This is a genomic window from Methylobacterium oryzihabitans (assembly GCF_004004555.2).
GTDB classification, from domain to species: Bacteria; Pseudomonadota; Alphaproteobacteria; order Rhizobiales; family Beijerinckiaceae; genus Methylobacterium; species Methylobacterium oryzihabitans.
Window position 1 is genome coordinate 14,694 of sequence record NZ_SACP01000040.1, and the last position, 18,241, is coordinate 32,934.

General features: G+C 73.2%; 18 protein-coding genes. 4 read left to right on the plus strand and 14 right to left on the minus strand.

Annotated elements, in window-relative coordinates; genetic code table 11:
- Window positions 1-82: 82 nt before the first annotated feature.
- Window positions 83-493, minus strand: coding sequence for a DUF3597 domain-containing protein (locus EOE48_RS25780; RefSeq protein ID WP_127733746.1), 411 nt, complete (start codon window positions 491-493; stop codon window positions 83-85).
- Between the two features lie 209 nt (window positions 494-702).
- Here EOE48_RS25780 and EOE48_RS25785 point away from each other — a divergent pair, with 209 nt between their 5' ends.
- Window positions 703-1,734: an aromatic ring-hydroxylating oxygenase subunit alpha gene (locus EOE48_RS25785; RefSeq protein ID WP_127733747.1), complete on the plus strand. Its 1,032-nt coding sequence runs from the start codon at window positions 703-705 to the stop codon at window positions 1,732-1,734.
- Window positions 1,735-1,778: 44 nt separating this feature from the next.
- Complete coding sequence (locus EOE48_RS25790; RefSeq protein WP_127733748.1) at window positions 1,779-2,267, plus strand: BLUF domain-containing protein; 489 nt, start codon at window positions 1,779-1,781, stop codon at window positions 2,265-2,267.
- Between the two features lie 87 nt (window positions 2,268-2,354).
- On the opposite strand, the gene EOE48_RS25795 is transcribed toward EOE48_RS25790, so the two are convergent.
- Window positions 2,355-2,684 carry a hypothetical protein gene (locus tag EOE48_RS25795; protein WP_127733749.1) on the minus strand — a complete coding sequence of 110 codons (330 nt, stop codon included), beginning with the start codon at window positions 2,682-2,684 and terminating at the stop codon, window positions 2,355-2,357.
- 255 nt (window positions 2,685-2,939) lie between these two features.
- Between EOE48_RS25795 and EOE48_RS25800 the strand changes: the two genes are divergently transcribed.
- The gene (locus EOE48_RS25800) at window positions 2,940-3,227 is read left to right on the plus strand and encodes a hypothetical protein (RefSeq protein ID WP_127733750.1); all 288 of its coding nucleotides are present in this window, start codon (window positions 2,940-2,942) and stop codon (window positions 3,225-3,227) included.
- Between the two features lie 7 nt (window positions 3,228-3,234).
- Here the strand turns inward: EOE48_RS25800 and EOE48_RS25805 are convergent, their stop codons facing one another.
- The 4 genes from EOE48_RS25805 to EOE48_RS25820 form a co-directional block, all read right to left on the minus strand.
- Window positions 3,235-3,867 (minus strand): response regulator, encoded by a 633-nt coding sequence (locus EOE48_RS25805; protein ID WP_127733751.1) that lies wholly within the window; start codon window positions 3,865-3,867, stop codon window positions 3,235-3,237.
- Window positions 3,864-5,288, minus strand: coding sequence for an ATP-binding protein (locus EOE48_RS25810; protein ID WP_127733752.1), 1,425 nt, complete (start codon window positions 5,286-5,288; stop codon window positions 3,864-3,866). Before EOE48_RS25810 ends, EOE48_RS25805 begins: the two co-directional genes overlap by 4 nt.
- A gap of 92 nt (window positions 5,289-5,380) precedes the next feature.
- Window positions 5,381-7,843, minus strand: coding sequence for a TonB-dependent receptor (locus tag EOE48_RS25815; RefSeq protein ID WP_127733753.1), 2,463 nt, complete (start codon window positions 7,841-7,843; stop codon window positions 5,381-5,383).
- 251 nt (window positions 7,844-8,094) lie between these two features.
- Window positions 8,095-8,991 carry a LysR family transcriptional regulator gene (locus EOE48_RS25820; protein WP_127733754.1) on the minus strand — a complete coding sequence of 299 codons (897 nt, stop codon included), beginning with the start codon at window positions 8,989-8,991 and terminating at the stop codon, window positions 8,095-8,097.
- Window positions 8,992-9,089: 98 nt separating this feature from the next.
- Between EOE48_RS25820 and EOE48_RS25825 the strand changes: the two genes are divergently transcribed.
- On the plus strand, window positions 9,090-10,082 hold the full coding sequence (locus EOE48_RS25825; protein WP_127733755.1) for an aldo/keto reductase: 993 nt from the start codon (window positions 9,090-9,092) through the stop codon (window positions 10,080-10,082).
- Between the two features lie 33 nt (window positions 10,083-10,115).
- On the opposite strand, the gene EOE48_RS30330 is transcribed toward EOE48_RS25825, so the two are convergent.
- The 8 genes from EOE48_RS30330 to EOE48_RS25865 form a co-directional block, all read right to left on the minus strand.
- A complete protein-coding gene (locus EOE48_RS30330) occupies window positions 10,116-11,156 on the minus strand; it encodes a calcium-binding protein (protein WP_127733756.1) in 1,041 nt (346 codons plus the stop codon).
- Between the two features lie 130 nt (window positions 11,157-11,286).
- Window positions 11,287-13,158: a CHASE2 domain-containing protein gene (locus EOE48_RS25835; RefSeq protein WP_127733757.1), complete on the minus strand. Its 1,872-nt coding sequence runs from the start codon at window positions 13,156-13,158 to the stop codon at window positions 11,287-11,289.
- Complete coding sequence (locus EOE48_RS25840) at window positions 13,158-13,682, minus strand: FecR domain-containing protein (RefSeq protein WP_127733758.1); 525 nt, start codon at window positions 13,680-13,682, stop codon at window positions 13,158-13,160. Before EOE48_RS25840 ends, EOE48_RS25835 begins: the two co-directional genes overlap by 1 nt.
- Before the next feature lie 2 nt (window positions 13,683-13,684).
- Complete coding sequence (locus EOE48_RS25845) at window positions 13,685-14,374, minus strand: Crp/Fnr family transcriptional regulator (protein WP_127733759.1); 690 nt, start codon at window positions 14,372-14,374, stop codon at window positions 13,685-13,687.
- Between the two features lie 329 nt (window positions 14,375-14,703).
- Window positions 14,704-15,561 carry an alpha/beta fold hydrolase gene (locus EOE48_RS25850; RefSeq protein WP_127733760.1) on the minus strand — a complete coding sequence of 286 codons (858 nt, stop codon included), beginning with the start codon at window positions 15,559-15,561 and terminating at the stop codon, window positions 14,704-14,706.
- A gap of 11 nt (window positions 15,562-15,572) precedes the next feature.
- Entirely contained in the window at window positions 15,573-16,580 is a 1,008-nt protein-coding gene (locus EOE48_RS25855; RefSeq protein WP_127733761.1) for a TRAP transporter substrate-binding protein, read from the minus strand.
- Between the two features lie 176 nt (window positions 16,581-16,756).
- Window positions 16,757-17,860, minus strand: a complete 1,104-nt coding sequence (locus tag EOE48_RS25860) for a polyamine ABC transporter substrate-binding protein (RefSeq protein ID WP_425463690.1) — start codon at window positions 17,858-17,860, stop codon at window positions 16,757-16,759.
- Between the two features lie 3 nt (window positions 17,861-17,863).
- Complete coding sequence (locus EOE48_RS25865; protein WP_127733762.1) at window positions 17,864-18,211, minus strand: RidA family protein; 348 nt, start codon at window positions 18,209-18,211, stop codon at window positions 17,864-17,866.
- Window positions 18,212-18,241 lie beyond the last annotated feature (30 nt).

Genomic DNA, 18,241 nt, shown 5'->3' on the forward strand with positions numbered 1-18,241 from the left:
GCCGCGGCGCGCTGCCAGCGCTCCAAGCCGTCGTTCGCGCAGTCGGGGCCGGGCGCCGAACCCGGCGCCCGCCCTGCCGAGCTCAATCCTTCAGATCGTCCGGCACCTTGCCGCCGTTCTCCTCGAGCTTCTTGATGACCTGCTTGTGCAGCCAGACGTTCATCGTCGCCGAGTCGTTGGTGTCGCCGCTGTAGTGCAGCTCCTGCGCCAGCTCCTTGCGCGCCGACAGGCTGCTGTCGAGGCCGAGCAGCTTCATCAGGTCGACGATCGAGGTGCGCCAGTTCAGCGTCTGGCCGGCCTTCGACGCCATGTCGTTCAGCACCGCCTCGACGTCGACCTTGCCGCCCTCGGCGGTCGGGATCGTGCCGGTGCCGGACGGGGCGCCGGCCGCGCCGCCGGCGCCGGCGGTCTCGGTCGCGGGCGTGTCGGCCTTGGCCTCGCCGCCGCCGAAGGGGTGCAGGATCTTGCTGACGATCGTCCCGAGCAGGCTCATGGTGGTCTCCCTCGTCGCCGCGGCGCGGGGGCGCCGCCGGAATGGCGGAGGCTTAACGAGGCGGTGCGACACCTGTTCCGGTCCGCCCGCCGATCGCGGCGGGCCCTTCGCCCTGGTCGCGCCGGAAACGGGGAGCTAAGGAGCGGCACCCGGCCGATGCCGGGCACCCGGCCTGCGCCGGGCCCCCGAACCGGAGCCACGCCCGCCCCATGACCGGAGATCCGCTGCGCCGGCCCCTCGACGACGTCTGGTACTGCGTCGGCGAGAGCCGGCTCGTCCGGCCCGGGCGTCTCGCCGCCGTGGCCGTCGGCGACGAGGCGATCGTGGTCGGGCGCGAGGAATCCGGCGCGCTGTTCGCCCTGCGCGACCGCTGCCCGCACCGGGGCATGGCGCTGTCGGCCGGCAAACTCGTCGAGGGCGCCCTCGTCTGCCCGTTCCACGGCTGGCGCTTCGCGCCCGACGGGCGCTGCACGGCGATTCCGGCGCTCGCCCGGCGCGACGAGGCGCAGTTCGGCTCGGTGCGCCTGCCGCGCTTCGCGGTGGCGGAGCGGGCCGGCCTGATCTGGGTCGCGACCGGCGAGACCGGCGCGGCGCCGCCGATCCCCGAACTGACCTTCGAGCCCTGCGGCCAGCTCGTCGAGATCCTGGAGGTCGAGGCGTCCTACGACCTCGTCGCCCTCAGCTTCGTCGACCCGGCCCACGTCGCCTACGTCCACGACCTGTGGTGGTGGCGCCCGTCGAAGACCCTGAAGGAGAAGGTGAAGCACTTCGCGCCCTCGCCGTTCGGCTTCACCATGACGAGCCACACGGCGAAGACCGCCTCGCTCGCCTACCGGCTGCTCGGCGCGGTGCCGCAGGTCGAGATCGAGTTCCGCCTGCCCGGGGTGCGGCTGGAGCGGATCGACGCCGGCCGGCGCCAGATCGCGAACTACACCTTCGCGTCGCCGCTGCCGAACGGCCGCACCGCGCTGATCAACGCGATGTACTGGAACTGGCCGCTGCTCAACGCCTTCAAGCCGCTCGGCCGGCGCCTGATGCGGCAGTTCCTCGGCCAGGACCGCGACGTGCTGCAGATCGCCCAGCGGGGTCTCGACCGCAAGCCCGCGATGGTGCTGATGGGCGAGAGCGACGTACAGTCCCAATGGTACTTCAGTCTCAAGCGCGAGTTCCTGCGCGCCCGCGCCGCCGGCGAGGCTTTCGCGAACCCGCTGGAACCGCGGGAACTGCGCTGGCGGAGCTGAATGCCCTGCGTTAAGGACGGATCTGCCGCACCGGGCGCGTCCGCATGCAGACCGACATCTTCCGTATCATCTACAAGAGCACCGCGGCCCATCCGGCACCGGTGATGCTGGGCCAGGGCCACGTCGCGGCGATCCTGCGCGCCTCCCGGCGCCGCAACGCCGCCACCGGGGTGAGCGGCGTCCTGGTCTATACCGGGGCCGGCTTCCTGCAGGTGCTGGAGGGGTCGCGCCCGGCGGTCCAGACGGTCTTCGAGACCCTGCTCGTCGACCGGCGCCACCACACCCTGTCGGTGATCGAGATGGATCTCGTGCCCGCCCGCCGCTTCGGCGGCTGGGCGATGGCGTTCCTCGGCGGCTCGGCCGAGGTCGAGCGCGGCCTGAACGCGGGCGGCGGCCCGGCCCTCGGGGTGATCGGCGACGCGCCGGCGGCGGCCGATCTGCTGCGCGAGGTGCTGATGCTGCTCGTCGACAGCCCGATCAGCCTGCCCTGGAGCGCGGCGCCGCTGACCTTGCGCGCCGACCGGCCCCTATGAACGCTCAGAACAGCGGCGCGATCGCCACCGCGAGGACGAATCCGCAGCCGAAGCCGGCGGCGAGGACGAGGGTCTCGAACCGGAGCATCAGCGCGGCATCCCGGCGGTGTCGGCCTGCGCGACGGTGAGGTCCGCCGGCACGCGCACCAGCCGCGACAGGCCGGGCTCCGGGCGCTCCTCGACCGTCACCGACGCGACGCAGCGCGCGCCCTCGTAGGGCCAGGCGCTGCAGGTCCGCGGCGACCGGGCGCCCGAACCGGCGTCGCGCTCCTGCACCGCCGGCAGGCGGTCGGCGTAGAGCTTGGCGCCCGTCGCCGGGGAGGAGGGGAGCGGCCAGCCCTGCACCGTGCCGGTCGCCAGCAGGGCGAAGGCGGCGAGGGCGATTCCGGACGTCGCGATGCGGAAGGACTGGATCATCAATGCGCTCCCCTGCGCGGCCTCTGCGGCCGTCTGTGGAAGCCTGGCTAAGCCGCGCGCTTTGCCGGTGGATTGCGTGGACGGCCCGGAAAGATTGCGTCGGGCGTCCCGCGACGAAACACGCACCCGTGGGGCTCGTTCACGCTTTCGCAACCGACGGCCGGCGGGATGGCGACCTGACGGAACGTCGCCCCGGGCTTGGCCGTTAGCCATCATCACGGCCGCGACCCGGCCGCCCCCTGTCCGGAGTCTCCGATGCGATCCCTGCTCCGCCCCGCGCTCCTCGCGGCCGCATTCCTGGTCCCGGCCGCGGCCGTCGCCCAGCCGATCCCGCCGCGGCCGTCCGGCATTCCCTACGACCCCTACACCACCGGCACGGTCGGCGGCCGGGCGCCGTGGTCGCCGCCGTGGTCCTACGACACCGGCAGCGGCAACGACCGCCGGCCGGAGCTGCCCTACTACCAGCAGGGCAAGGGCCAGCAGACCGGCGGTCCCGCCCGCAACCTGCTGCCCGACGACGGCCTGCGGCTGTTTCCGGACTGAACCGGGTTCAGTCCAGCTCGCCCGCGTGCTGGACCGCGAAATGGGTGAGCTCGGTCAGCGTCGCGAGCCCGAGGCGCTGGCGCAGGGCCGCGCAGGCGTTGACGACGGTCTTGTAGCTCACCGAGAGGTCGCGGGCGATCGCCGCGTAGGTCCGCCCGCGGGCGAGGCCGGCGAGGATGCGCCGCTCGCGGGCGCTCATCCCCGACACCGCCCCGCGGCGCGGGTCGGCGCCGAGCAGCGCCACCTCCGCCGCGAGGCTGCCGTCGAGATAGGGCCGCCCGGCCCGGACCCGGTCGAAGGCGGCAAGCAGGTCGCCGGCCGGGGCGTCCTTGAGCACGTAACCGAGCGCCCCGGCCGCCATCGCCCGGGCGATCACCGCCGGGTCGGCATGCATGCTGAACACCAGCGTGCGGGTCGCCGGCGCCCGCGCCCGGACCCGGCGCAGCAGCGCCAGCCCGCCGAGGTCGCGCCCCGGATAGGCGAGGTCGACCACCGCGACGTCGGGCCGGTGGCGCAGCACCGCGCGGTAGCCGGCGGCGAGGCCGGCCGCCTCGCGCACCTGCGCCCCGGTCTCCTCCAGCAGCCGCCGGCAGCCCTGGAGCACGATCGGATGGTCGTCGACGACGAGGACCGAGGTCATTCCGGCTCCTCCGCCGCCTCTCCCGCCTCGGCCCCGACCGGGATCCGCGCCCGCAGCACCGTGCCGGAGCCGGCGTCGAGGCGCACCGCGCCGCCGAGCGCCTCGACCCGCTCGCGCATCCCCGGCAGGCCGCGGCCCGGTCCGTCCCCGGCCTCGCCCGAGAGCCCGACGCCGTCGTCCTCGACCTCGACCACCAGCACCCCGTCGGCCTCGCGGGCGCGCGCCGCGATCCGCCCGGCCCGGGCGTGGCGCAGGGCGTTGGTCAGGCCCTCCTGGACGCAGCGGAACACCGTGAGGTCGACGACGTCGCCGTAGCCGCCGCGCAGGCCGGCGAACTCGCCGGAGACGGCGACGCCGGCATGATGGCGGCCGGCCTCGCGCACGAGGCGGTCGAGGCAGGCGGCGAGCGGCGCCTGCCCGAGCCCGGCCGGCCGCAGGCGGTTGAGCAGGGCGCGGTTGAGGGTCTGGACCCGCTTGGTGATCGCCGCGATGTCGCCGGTGCGCTCCTCCAGCCGGCCGCGGGCCGGCTCCGGCAGGGTCGCGGCGATGCGGGCGATCGAGGCGGCGTTGGCCTCCAGGGTGAACAGGCACGGCCCGAACTCGTCGTGGAGGTCGAGGGCGGTGCGCCGGCGCTCGTCGTCCTGGGCGGTGACGAGCTTGAGGGTGAGGTCGCGGTTGGCCGCCCGCGCCGCCGCCAGCGCCTCGGCGAGGCGGTTGAAGCGCCGGGCGATGACCGCGAGCTCCCGGGTGTCGGGCTGCTCCAGCCGCGGGCTGTAATCCTGCCGCTCCAGCCGGGTCAGGCCGGCGGCCAGGGCCTCGAGCGGGCTCAGCACCCGCCCGAAGGCGAGATAGAGGGTCGCCAGCATCGCGAGCGACAGGCCGAGCCCGGTGAGCCCGAGGGCGACGGCGTAGCCCCAGACCTCGTCGATCTCGTCGGAGGGCTCGGTGGTGACGAGGGCGGTGCCGATCCGCTGGCCGCGCAGGACGATCGGCACCTCGTGGCGCTGCACCGGCGGCGCGACCAAGCCGGCGAACCAGGCCGGGGCCCGGTGCGCCTCGTCGGGCGGCGCGTCGCCCACCACCGCGCCCCGCGCGTCGGTCAGGACGACGCGGACGTGGCGCTGGGCCCGGAAGCGCAGGTCGAGGGTGCGGAACAGCCCGGCGACCGGCGCGTCCTGGAGCAGTTGCACGGTTTCGTTGACCAGCGGCTCGGCGACGCCGATCGAGGCGGCGGTCTCGACCGCCGTGGCGGTGCGCGCCTTGACGATGATGACCGCGCCGGAGACCAGCGCCGCCGCGGCCTCGATCAGCACGACCACCACCATCAGGCGCGCCCGCATCGGCCGGCCCGACCACAGGGCCGGCCAGGACGGGCGGGACGGAAGGCTGGCGCCGGCGCCCGCGCCGGCTCGTGTGGTCATGGATGGGTCCGCCTCGGTCGATCCGGCCCGGCGCCCCCGGGCGCGGATCGTCCGGGCGGATAGCGGAGCGGGACCGGGATGGGAAGGGCCGGCTACCAGGTCACCCGCACCCCGCCATAGACCGAGAGCGGCTGGATCAGCGTCGTCGTGCGCGCGTCGTTGAGCGCGAAGCGGTTGGCGAATAGCTCGCCGGGCTCCGTGCGCTCGAGGAAGGTGCCGAAGTTCGGCACCCGGGTGTTGAACAGGTTGGTCACCAGTCCGAAGACCTCGACGTTCTTCGTGAGGATGAAGCTCGTGTTGAGGTTCGCCAGCGCGTAGGCGGGCAGCTTGCGGTTGAGGTTCGACTCGTCGCCGCGGAAGTACGACGAGGAGAACGATGCCACGTTGAAGCCGACCCGCCAGTACGGCGTGACCGCGTAGTCGAACCCGGCCTTGATCTGGTGCTCGGGGATCAGCGGGAGCTTGTTGCCCGGACGGATGCTGATGAGACCGTCGTCGGCGAGCGGATTGTTGGGCGACGACAGGTCGCCGCGGAACTGGAAGGTGGCGTCGATCAGCGCGTAGTTGGCGTAGACCCGCCAGCGCTCGGCGACGTACTCGGCCGCGACCTCGATGCCCTGGCGCTGGGTGGCCGGCACGTTGACGAAGTAGCCGCGCGCCGCGTTGCCTGGCACGGCGACCTGCAGGATGTCGTTGCTCAGGTCGGTGCGGAAGAAGCCGAGCTTGTAGTTCAGCAGGCCGCCTTCGGTGATGTCCGGCACCGTGCCGCGGAAGCCGGCCTCGTAGGTGCGGGCCTCGACCTGCTTGAGCGGCGGATCGGCCACCAGCGAGTTCGGCAGCAGGCAGGGCCGGTCCGGGTTGGCGCAGGCGAGTTCCAGCGGGGTCGGCGCCCGGTTCGACTCGGAATAGCCGCCGTAGAGCGTCAGCCAGGGGAAGAACCGGTAGGTCAGGCCGGCCACCGGGTTGATGCGCGAGAAGTAGTGCGTGCCGGTCACGTCCGGCGAGAAGCCGGTCAGATCCTGGGTGTTGACGCGGGCGAAGTTGAGCCGGGCGCCGGCGGTGAGCGAGAGCCGGTCGGTGAGGTCGAGGGTGTCGAGGGCGTAGAGGCCCATGTAGAGGTTCGAGCCGGTGACGCTGCTCGGCGCGATGCCGAGCGCGGCGGCGGTGCGGATCGGCCCGGTCCCGAGGCCCGGGATCGTGCCGTAGGTCGGGTTGTTCGGATCGGTGGTGACGCTCAGGTCGGGGTTGATGACGCCGAGCGTGCTGCCCGACTTGAAGCCGTAGAACGCCGCGTCGATGCTGCCGCCGACGATGAAGGTGTTGGGGCGGTCGAAGATCCGGTCGCGGTTGGTCGCCTGCAGCGTGCCGCCGTAGCTCGTCGCCTCGGTGCGGACGGTGTCGAGCGTCCCGTAGGGCACGCCGGCCCGGAACGGGATGCGCTGGCCGTTCGGCCCGACGATCAGGAACTGGTTGCGGAACGCCTGGTCGGACTGGCCGGCGGCCCGGGTGAAGCCGTCATCCTCGAAGCAGAGCGAGCCGCGGAACGACGAGCGGGTGCTGCAATTCTCGAAGTTGCCGTCGTTGCCGTCGATCACGAACTGGCTGAAGCGCCGGACGTAGGCGACGCCCGACAGGTCCCAGGTCGGCGACACCGCGACCTTCCCGGTGACCTGGATCTGGCCCATCTCGGTGTCGATGGATTGCGGATAGGTGAAGATCGCCCGCTCGTTGACGCGGGTGAAGTCCACCGGCGCGGCGGCGGCGGCACCGAAGAAGGTCTTGGCGCCCGACGCGATGATGTGGAACTCGGAATCGAGCGTGCGGTGGCCGATATCGGCGTAGACCCGGCCGATCTCGCTCGGCGACTGGAAGCGCCAGCCGGCGTCGCGCAGGCCCTCGCCGGCGAAGTAGAAGCTCCAGGGGCCGATCACCTCGCCGTACTGGAGAGTGCCGAGGATGCGGCCGTCCGAGCCGCCCATCACCGAGACTTCCTTGCCCTGCCAGGTGAAGCCGTTCTTCATCTCGATGTTGACCGCGCCGCCGAGCGCGTTGAGGCCGAAGATCGGGTTGCCGGTGACGATGTCGATGCGGTTGATCGCGGTCTGGGGGATCAGGTCCCAGTTCACCACGTCGCCGAACGCCTCGTTGATGCGGGTGCCGTTCTGGTAGACGGCGAGCCCCTGCGGGGCGCCCTGGAGCGGCGAGGCGTCGAAGCCGCGATAGGTCAGGGTCTGGCGGAAGCTGTTGCCCTGGCCGTCCGACAGGTTCACGCCCGGGGTCGTGCGGGCGAGGGTGAAGGTCGGATCGAGGGTGGCGCGATCCTGCTCGAACTGGCGGGCGGTGACGGTCTCGACGGTGAACGGGACCTTCGACAGCGGCAGGCTGGCGCCGGACCCGATCCCGGGGCCGGTGCCGCCGACCGGTGTCACCGCCACGACGTCGATCTGGTCGAGGGCGATCGTGCCGCCCGCGGGCGCAGGGGCCGGGCTCTGGGCCGCCACCACGCCCGGCACCAGCATCGTCGTCATCAGGAGCCCGTACCGCCAGCCCGACATCCCGCCCCCCGAGGTTCTTATCGTCGTCTCATGCGCCGTGCGGCGCCTTCCGTCCCGTCGACGTGCCAAGATTCCAGGCCCGCCGCAATCCAGCCGCAGGTCCGATTGCACATTCCCGCAATCACCAGCATCCTTCCCGGGCCGACTGGAGCCGGATGTGTCTTTGGCGACACAGAACAGGGCGACCGAAGCATTTGAATTGGGACAATTCGGCAAGTTTTTTTCTTCGTTGTCCCGAGCCGGCCGCTCGGTTAGCCGTCCCCGGGTTCGCGCAGCATGTCGAGGAAGGCGCGCAGGGGCGCCGGCACCCGGCGCCGGCCCGGGTGGTAGAGGACGAAGCCCGGAAAGGCCGGGCACCACGGCTCCAGCACCCGCGCCAGCCGGCCCGCGGCGAGGTCCGGGGCGGCGAGGCCCTCGAACACGAAGGCGAGGCCGAGCCCGTCGCGGGCGGCCTGGAGCAGCAGGTCCTGGTCGCCGGCGACCAGCGGCCCGTCGAGGGCGGGCTCGATCTCCTCGCCGTCGCGGGCGAACTCCCAGCGGAACACCGCGCCGCCGGGAAAGCGCTGGCGCAGGCAGGCATGGCCGGCGAGGTCGTCGGGATGCGCCGGCACGCCGCGGGCGGCGAGATAGGCCGGGGCCGCCACCACGGCGAAGCGCTGCGGCCCGCCGAGCGGCACCGCCACCATGTCCCGCGCCACCCGCTCGCCGAAGCGCACGCCGGCATCGAAGCCGCCGCGCACGATGTCGACGAGGGCGTCGTCGCACGCCACCTCGACCCGCACGCCCGGATGGCGGGCGAGGAAGCGGATGACCAGGGGCATCAAGACCAGCCGGCAGGCCGAGCGGGGCGCGTTGATCCGCAACCGCCCGACCGGCCGGCCGAGGGAGGCCGCCGCCTCCTCGACCCCGCGGGCGATCTCGACCAGGGCCGGCGCCAGCCGCGCCAGCAGGGCGTCCCCGGCCTCGGTCGGGGCGACGCTGCGGGTGGTGCGGTTGAGGAGCCGCACGCCGATCCGCTCCTCCAGCCCGCGCAGGGCGTGACTCAGCGCCGAGGGCGACACCCCGAGTTCCGCCGCCGCCCGCCGGAAGCTGCGGTGGCGCGCGACCGCCGCGAAGGCGGCGAGGTCGGACAGGTCGGGGCGGCTCATTGGTGAACGAGGCTCAGCAGTGCATGCGCGATCGCGCAGCTTATCGCACCGGCGCCAGCGTGGCAGATCCCGTCCGTCACCGTTCAAGGAGCTTCCGCATGCTGCGACGCGACCTCGGCCGCACCGGCCTCACCGTCTCGGTCCCCGGCCTCGGCTGCATGGGCATGTCCGAGTTCTACGGCCCGGCCGACGAGGCCGAGTCGCGCCGGACCCTCGCCGAGGCCCTCGACCTCGGCTACGACTTCCTCGACACCGCCGACACCTACGGGCTCGGCCACAACGAGGAACTGATCGGCGGCGTCCTGCGCGAGACGGGGCGGCGCGGCCGGGTGGTGGTGGCGACGAAGTTCGGCATCGTGCGCGCGCCGGGCGCCTATGCCCGCACCCTCGACAACAGCCCGGATTACATCGCGGCGGCCTGCGACGCCTCCCTGCGCCGGCTCGGGCTCGACGCCGTCGACCTGTACTACTGCCACCGCCGCGACCCCGCGGTGCCGGTCGAGGATCTCGTCGGCGCGATGGCGCGGCTCGTCGCGGCCGGCAAGGTGCGGGCGCTCGGCCTGTCGGAGGTCTCGGCCGCGACCTTGCGGGCGGCGCACGCGGTCCACCCGATCACGGCGGTGCAGAGCGAGTACTCCCTGTGGAGCCGCGAGCCGGAGGCCGGGATGCTCGACGCCTGCCGGGAGCTCGGCACCACCTTCGTCGCCTATTCGCCGCTGGGCCGCGGCTTCCTCACCGGCGCCCTCGACGTGGCGGGGCTGGCGGCGGGCGACTTCCGGGCCGGCAACCCGCGCTTCCAGGGCGAGGCGCTGGCGCGCAACCGCGACCTCGTCGCGGCGCTCGCCGCCTTCGCGCAAGGCCGCGGCCTGACCCCGGCCCAGGTCGCCCTGGCCTGGCTCGTCAACCGCGAGCCCCACGTCGTGCCGATCCCCGGCGCCCGGCGGGTCGCGCGGCTGGCCGAGAACGCGGGCGCCGCCGCGGTCGTGCTGTCGCCGGCGGAGATCGCCGAGCTCGACGCCCTTTTCCCGCCCGGCGCCGCGGCGGGCGCCCGCTACGGCGAGGCCGGGATGGCGGGGATCGAGGCGGGGTAGGGGGGCGCGGGGCAGATTGCCCCAGCCCTCCGTCTACACCACGAGGAAGTCGGCCGCCGTCATGGTGGAGATCATGACGGGGACGCTGCCGCTCGACGTATCGAGCTCGGCCACCCTGATGGCGGCTTGCGAGCCGGACCCGTCCGGGTCGTAGTAGAGGAAGCCGTTCCAGTTCGTGACGATGATGCGGTCGTCCGCGTCCAGTCCGGTTGGCTGTTGGCCGTCGATGACCCTGAAGGCGTCGCGGTCGAGGGCGCCCCGCTCCAGCGCCGAGAAGATCGTCCGGTCGAGATGGATCGTGTCGTCGACCGGCCGGAAATCCGTGATGAGGTCGAAGTTCGTCTGCGGGTTCAGCGCCGTGTCGAACACGAACGTGTCGGCGCCGGTGCCGCCGGTCAGCGTGTCGCGGCCCTCCCCGCCGACGAGCACGTCGTCGCCGCCGGCCCCGCTCAGGCTGTCGTGGCCCTCTCCGCCCTCAAGCCGGTTGTCGGCCCCCGAGCCGGTGATGCGGTCGTCGAAGCGCCCGCCGATGAGGTTCTCGATCGAGGCCAGGGTGTCGGTGCCGATCGCGTAGAAACCCATGCCGGCATTGACCGTGTAGATCGCCTCCTCCTGCCGGGCGGTGCCGCCCGACAGGTTGGCGATCACCCGCCCGTAGAAGCCGCCATAGTCGACCGTGTCGCTGCCGGTGCCGCCGTTCATCAGGTCGATGCCGGTAAGATCGCGAAAGATGTCGTCGCCGTCATCGCCGTACATCCGGTCGTCGCCGTAGCCGCCGAGCAGCCTGTCCTTGCCTTCGCCGCCGAACAGGGTGTCGTTGCCGTTGCCGCCGTCGAGGGTGTCGAGGCCGTCGCCGCCGAAGATCCGGTCGTCGTCGTCGCCGCCGTCGAGGACGTCGAAGCCGTCGCCGCCGAACAGCGTGTCCCTGCCTCTGCCGCCGAAGATCCGGTCGTTGCCGCCCCGGCCGTCCAGGCGATCGTTGCCGTCGAGGCCGTAGATGAAGTCCTGGACGCTCGTGCCGGTCAGCTCGTCGTCCCGGAAGAACCAGTTCTCGTCTCCGCGGATCGTGGCCATGCTTGCCTCCTCTTGGCCGGCGCCCGACCGTCGGGCCCCGTGGGAGGAACCATGGCCCCGCCGGCCCGAGGCTTCCGTGATCCGGGTCACACAAGCCCGGGACCGGGCCCGATCGGGTCCGGTGCCGGGCTCACGCCCCGACGAGCACGACGTCGAGGGCGGCCCGACGGCCGCGGATCGCCACGCGGGCGCGCCGGCCCGGATGGGGCAGAGGCACCGGTTCCCGCCGGGCGGCCAGGAGGGCCTCGGAGAGCACCAGGGCCACGCCCTCGGCCTTGGCGACGTCGAGCAGGCGCGCGGTGGTGTTCACCGTGTCGCCGGTCGCGGTGATGTGCTGGTTGCGCGCGCCCCCGAGCCGCGACAGCACGACCGGCCCCTCATGCGCCCCGATCCGCAGGCCGGCCGGCGCCTCGCCCGGGGCCTGCGCGGCGAGCCAGTCGCGCAGCGTCGCGACCAGCGCCAGCGCCGCCGCGACGGTGCGGTCGGCGTCGTCCCCGCCCGCCTCGGGCAGCCCGAACAGCACCATCGCCCCGTCGCCCATGAAGCTCGTCACCGCGCCCCCGCGGGCGGTGGCTTCCGCCTCGACGCGGTCGTGCATCGCCTTCAGCATCTCCCGGGTGCGGGCCGGGCCGAGCCCCTCGCTCGCCGTGGTGAAGCCGGAGAGGTCGAGGAACAGCACGCAGGCCCGCCGCTCGACCGGGACCGCCAGGAAGTCCGGGTCCTGGGCGAGCCGCGTCGCGACGGCGGGCGGGAGGAAGCGCAGGAGATCGTCGCGGGCGGCGGCGAGCCGCCGCGCCTGCGCCCGGTCGAGCAGCATCCGGGCCGCGAGGTAGGGCGGCAGCGGCGCCAGCGCCGCGGCGAGCGGCAGCGCCATCGACAGCCAGACCCCCTGCCCGAACAGCCACAGGGCGGCACCGAGGAAGGCGGCGAGGGGGAGCGCCGCGAGCGCGAGCCCGAGGCCGACGCGGGGCAGCGACAGGCCGAGCAGCATCAGGACCGGCAGGACGAGCGCCATGGCCGCATCGGCCCGGCGCACGGTGGCATCGCGGCGCAGGGCGTCGCCGTGGATCAGGTGCGACAGGCCGGTGGCGAGCACCTCGACGCCGGGCATGACCGGATCGAACGGCGTGCTGAAGCGGTCGCCGCTCCCGAGCGCGACGGCCCCGAGCACGAGCAGCCTGCCGCGCAACGCCGCCGCATCGATCTCGCCCGCGAGAAGCGCGGCGGCGCTCACCGTCGTCAGGCTGCCTTGGGGACCGTAGAAGCGCAGGGCCAGGGAGGCACCGAGGTCGAGGGGCGCGACGGTCTCCCCCAGGCCGATCCGGTCGGCCTCCAGGCGCGGCCGGCTCCCGGCTGCCAGGGTCGCGGCCGCCAAGGTCGCGGCGGCCAGAACGAGGCTCGGCCGCACCCCGTCCGCATGCGCCACGAGGAGCGGCAGGTGGCGGGGCGTGCCGCCCGGATCGGCCGCGACGTTGACGAGCCCCTCCCGCGCCGCGCCGCGCAGGGGTTCGTGCGGCCGCGCGAGGGCGCTCGCCACCGGCAGGCCGGCGAACGGGCCGTAGCGCGCGCGCAGGTCCGGGCCGGTGCGGGGAAACACGGCGGCCGCCCCGATCACCGCGGGCAGGGCCGCCAGCGCCCGGGCGAGTTCGGCGTCGGCCGCCTCCGGGCCGGGATCGAGGAACAGCACGTCGATGGCGACCGCCCGCGGCGCGGCGGGACGCATCGCCTGCAACACCCGGGCGAGGTAGGCACGGGGCAGCGGGTAGCCGCCGGCCGCCGCGATCGTGCGCTCGTCGATGGCCACGATCACCACGTCCCCCGGCGCCGGGCGCGGCCCGGCGACCAGGAAGCGCAGGTCGGCGAGGGCGGCCTCGGCCCGGTCGAGGGAGGACGCCTCGCCCGCGAGATGCGGCAGGGAGAGGAACGCCCCGAAGGCGAGGGAGGCCGCGACCGCCGCGGCCGTGAGGGCGAGCCGGGGCCCGGAGCCGGCGGCCCGCGCCATCAGCGGCCGAAGCGGGCGAGCAGGCGCAGCCGCCGCTCGGCCGACCAGCGCTTGACCAGAGGGGGCCCGCGCTCGCCGCCGGCCGCGACGTCGACGCCGTCGCCCGCCCGCAGCAGGGCGGCCCGACGCTGTCCCCGGCGCGACACCGCCACCACGCCCTGCTCGACGAGAACGGCGGTGACGGCGCCCTGGGCGTCGACCGCCCAGACCGTGCCGCGCACCGACGCGACGGCGTGGGGCGTGCGCACCTGGAAGCCGGAACGGTGGGGCGCGACCTCGATCAGCGCGGCCTTGTCCTCCAGGTCGAGCACGTCCGGCCGCCCGTCCCGGTTCCGGTCGACCAGCCGGTAGGCGGCGCCCTGCTCCACGGTCAGGCTCACCCCGCCGGGGCACTCGATCACCTCCCGGGGAGGCCCGGAGAGGACGCTGGCCCGGCAGCCGTCGCGGGTCTGCGCGTCCGCGGGCGCGCCCGCGAGCCCGACGAGACAGCCCGCACAGACCGGCACAAGAACGGACACCCGCATCGTCAACCTCCCGTCTTCGCCCGGCGCGTCAGCGCATCCGCGTCGAGGATCGTGATCCGTCCGCGGCCGAGGGCGACCAGCCCCTCCCGCTTCCACACCTGGAGCTGGCGGTTCACGCTCTCGCGGCTCGCGCCGACGAACCGGGCCAGGGCCTCCTGGGACGCGATGATCTCGCAGCCGTAATCCTCGCGCAGGCCGGCGAGGCGCCGGATCAATCGCTCCTCCAGGCTGAGGAAGGCGGCCTCCTCCGCCCGCCGGCTCAGCCAGCGGATGCGCGCGCACAGGACGGCGATGAGGTGCACCGCCACGCCGGGCCGGCGCTCGATCAGGCCCAGCAGGTCGCGCCGGAGGATCGCGAACAGCTCGGTCGGCTCCGCCGCGACGGCGGTGGCGGTCCGCGGCTGCCCGTCGAGGAGCGCGACCTCGCCGAAGACGTCGCCGGGGCCGAGCAGGTTGAGGGTGGTGGTGCGACCGTCCCCGGTCCCGGCGACGATGCGGACCTGCCCGCGCCGGACCGCATAGAGCGCGTCGCCGGGGTCGCCCTGGCAGAACAGGGTGCGGCCGGCCTCCAGGCTGCGCGTCACGCACAGGCCGGCCAGTGCCGCGACCACCTCCTCGCCGAGGCTCGCGAAGAACGGATTGGCGCAGAGGAGACGCGCGAGATCGCGCGGCGGGTTCGCGGCTGCCGTCATGCGGCCTCCCGGATCGGGTGCCGACCGGGGCGCGGCCGCAGGGGTGCTGCTCCGTGCTGGCCTGTCCGCATCGTCCCCGTCCCAGAGCCGGCTCCGCCGCGCGGGCCGATCGCCCGTCCGAGCAGAGCCTACCCGGTCGCACGGGACTGTGACAGCCGTCACACGAAATCCGAGTGATCGCTTCGCGATGCGGATTTCGGCTTCGCTCAGGCGCCGCGCGGGCTCGTGATACGATTTTTGAACGAATCGTCCAAAAATCGTATCACACGATGTCCGGGTGATCGCTTCGCGATGCGGCAACCGGCCTCGCTCGGCCCGCGCCTCGAACCCTACCCCGCCTCGCCGAAGAACCCCAGCAGCGCGTCGCACAGCCGCTCCGGCTGCTCCTCCGGGATCCAGTGGCCGCACTCCGGCACCACGCCGCCGCGCACGTCCTCGGCGACCCGGCGCAGGGACTCGATGCACTCCATCCCGCGCCCGAAGCTCTCGCCGCCGCCGAGCGCCAGGACCGGCATCCGGAGCTTGCCGTTGCGGGCCAGGATCGCCCGGTTGTCCTCGGCGTCGACCGGCAGCGCCCGGTAGAAGCCGAGCATCGCCCGGAACGCCCCGAAGGTGGTGTAGGTGCGGAAATACTCGCGCTGGTCCTCGGGCGAGATGGCGTTGGGGCGGTGGCCGTAATGGTCGAACAGCCAGCCGACCACCAGTTCCTCGCGGCCGTGGCACAGGGCCTCCGGCAGGTCGAGGGTGCGGAAGAAGGCGTGGTGCCAGCGCCGCCCCCCTTGCGAGAAGTCGGCGCCGTCGCCCGGGATCACCACGTCGAGGATCGCCAGCCGGCGCACCGCCTCGGGATGGTGCGCCGCGAGGGCGAACGCCACCGGCCCGCCCCAGTCGTGGCCGACGAGGAAGAACCGCTCGACGCCGAGATGATCGCGCACGAGGCGCCAGACGTCCTCGGCCAGGGTCTTCTTGTCGTAGCCGGTGGCCGGGCGCGAGGAATCGCCGAGGCCGCGCAGGTCGGGGGCGACGACCCGGTAGCGCTCGGCGAGGCGCGGCACGACGTGGCGCCACTCGTGCGAGGTCTGCGGGATGCCGTGGACGAGGACGACGACGTCCTCGCCGGCGCCGGCCTCGCGGTAGTGCAGGGTGACGCCGTCGAGGTCGGCGAAGCGGCTGGTGCCGAAGCTCATCGGGGCCTCCCTCAGCCGAGCTTGCCGGTGGTGGCTTCGAGCAGCGACCACGCCTCGTCGCCGTAGCGCTTCTGCCATTCCTGGTAGAAGCCGGCGCCGACCAGCCGCTGGCGGAAGTCGAGGTTGTTGACCTTGAAGAATTCGAGCCCGCGCGACTGCAGCTCGCCCTGCAGCGTCGCGTTGAGGTGCTCGACCTCGCGGCGCTGGACCAGCGCCTCCTGGTTGATGTTGCGCTCGACGATCTCGCGGAGGTTCGGCGGGATCCGCTCCCAGGCGCGGCGGTTGGCCAGGACCCAGAACCCGTCCCACATGTGGTTGGTGAGCGAGCAGGACTTCTGCACCTCGTACATCTTGTCGACGAGGAGCCCGATCAGCGGCTGCTCCAGCCCGTCGGCGATCCGGGTCTGCATCGCCGAGTAGGTCTCGCCCCACGGGATCGACACCGGCGCGGCCCCGAACGCCTTGAACATCGAGGTCCAGAGCGGGGAGGGCGGGACCCGGATCTTGAAGCCGTTGAAGTCGTCGGGCGTGCGGATCGGCCGGGTCGAGGAGGTCGTCTGCCGGTAGCCGTGGTTGTAGGATTTCTCCATGCAGACGAGGTTGGCCTTCTCGAACGCGCCGCGGATGTGGCGGCCGAGCGGGCCGTCGAGGGCCTCCCACACCTTGTCGTAGCTCGGGAAGGCGAAGCCGACCCCGCTGATCGAGGCGACCGGCACCAGGGTCGACATCAGGACGCCGGTCTGGGCGAAGAGTTCGAGGGCGCCGGAGCGGAGCTGGCTCAGCATGTCGGCGTCGGAGCCGAGCTGGTTCTTGGGAAACAGCTCGATCGCCACCCGCCCGTCGGTCTCGCGGGCGACCCGGTCGCGGACCCGGCCCATGGCGAGGTTGAGGGGATGGTCCCCCGAGACGATGTTGCCGAACTTGAGCCGGATCTCCGGCTCGGCGGCGCGGGCGACCCACGGGGCGGCGATCCCCGCGGCCCCGAGCACGATGAGGCGGCGGCGCGAAACGGGCGTCATGGCGTCTCTCCCGGCCGCGCCGCCCGGCCCCCGCGGGGCCGGGGTCGGGCGACGGGACGTTGTCGTCTCTCGTCGGCCCGGCGGTCGTCGGCTTCCCCGAGGGTGCCAAAGCTAGGGCGCGCCGTATATCGCAGTTCCGCTCCGGCCGCTGTGAGCCGGACTCACAGCACTCCGGCTCAGCGCCCGGTGCGGACCCGGGTCCAGAGCCGGGTGACGACGCGCTGGGTGCGGTCGTCGTAGGCGGTGTTGGTGAACAGGCGCCGGAAGGTCGCCTCGTCCGGGTAGACCCCCGGGTCGTTCAGGATCTCCGGCTTGACCAGGGGTTTGGCCGACAGGTTGCCGCTGGCGTAGGACACGAAGTTGGTGTTGGCCGCCGCCACCTCAGGCCGCATCATGAAGTCGATGAAGGCGTGGGCCTCGGCCGGGTGGGCGGCGTCCTTCGGGATCGCGAAGGCGTCGAACCACATCAGCGCGCCCTGCTGCGGGATGAGGTAGGCGACCTCGACCTCGCTCTTGGCTTCCTGGGCGCGCTTCTTCGCCTGGATGACGTCGCCGGAATAGCCGACCGACAAGCAGACGTCGCCGTTGGCGAGCTGGTTGATGTATTCCGACGAGTGGAACTTCTGCACCGCGCCGCGGATGCGGAACAGCGCCTCGCCGGCCTTGTCGAGGTCGTCGACGCGCTTGGAATCCGGCTTGAGGCCGAGCGCCGCCAGCACGTTGGGAAAGATGTCCTCGGGGGCGTCGAGCATCGTGACGCCGCAATCCTTGAGCTTGGCGATCAGCTCCGGCCGCAGGACGATGTCCCAGGTGTTGAGCGGCTGGTTCGGCCCGAGCCGCGCCTTGACCAGCGCGGTGTTCACCCCGATGCCGGTGGTGCCCCACATGTAGTCGACGGCGTAGACGTTGCCGGGGTCGTAGACCGCGAGCCGGGCCGCGATGTCGGGCCAGACGTGCTTCAGGTTCGGCAGCTTCGCCTTGTCGAGGGGCTGGAACACGCCGGCCCGGATGAGCCGCTGGAGGAAGGGGCCCGACGGCACCACGATGTCGTAGCCGGACCTGCCGGCGAGCAGCTTGGTCTCGACGATCTCGTTGGTGTCGTAGGTGTCGTAGATCACCTTGATGCCGGTCTCGCGGGTGAAGGCGTCCAGCATCTTGGGGTCGATGTAGTCCGACCAGTTGTAGATGTTGACCACCCGCTCCTGCGCCGCGGCCGGTAGGGCGGTCGCCGCGAGGAAGGCGGTGGCGGCCAGCAGGGTACGGCGCAGGAGGCGGGTCACGGCTCAGGCGCTCCGGGCGGCGACGACCGAGATCTCGACCCGGTATTGCGGCCCGGCGAGCTTGGCCTCGACGGTGGCGCGGGCCGGGGCGTGACCGGCCGGCACCCAGGCGTCCCAGGCCCGGTTCATCTCGGCGAAGGTGCTCATGTCGGCGAGGTAGATCGTGGCCGACAGCAGGTTTTCGCGGGTGCTGCCGGCCTGGGCCAGGAGCTCGTCGATCTGGCCGAGAATGTCCCTGGTCTGCGCCTCGACGCCGTCGGCGTCGGAGACCTGCCCGGCGAGGTAGACCGTGCCGCCATGCACCACCGCCTGGCTCATCCGCGTGCCGGTCTCGAAGCGCTCGATCGTCATCTGTCCGTCCTGTCGTCGGAAATCCCGCCG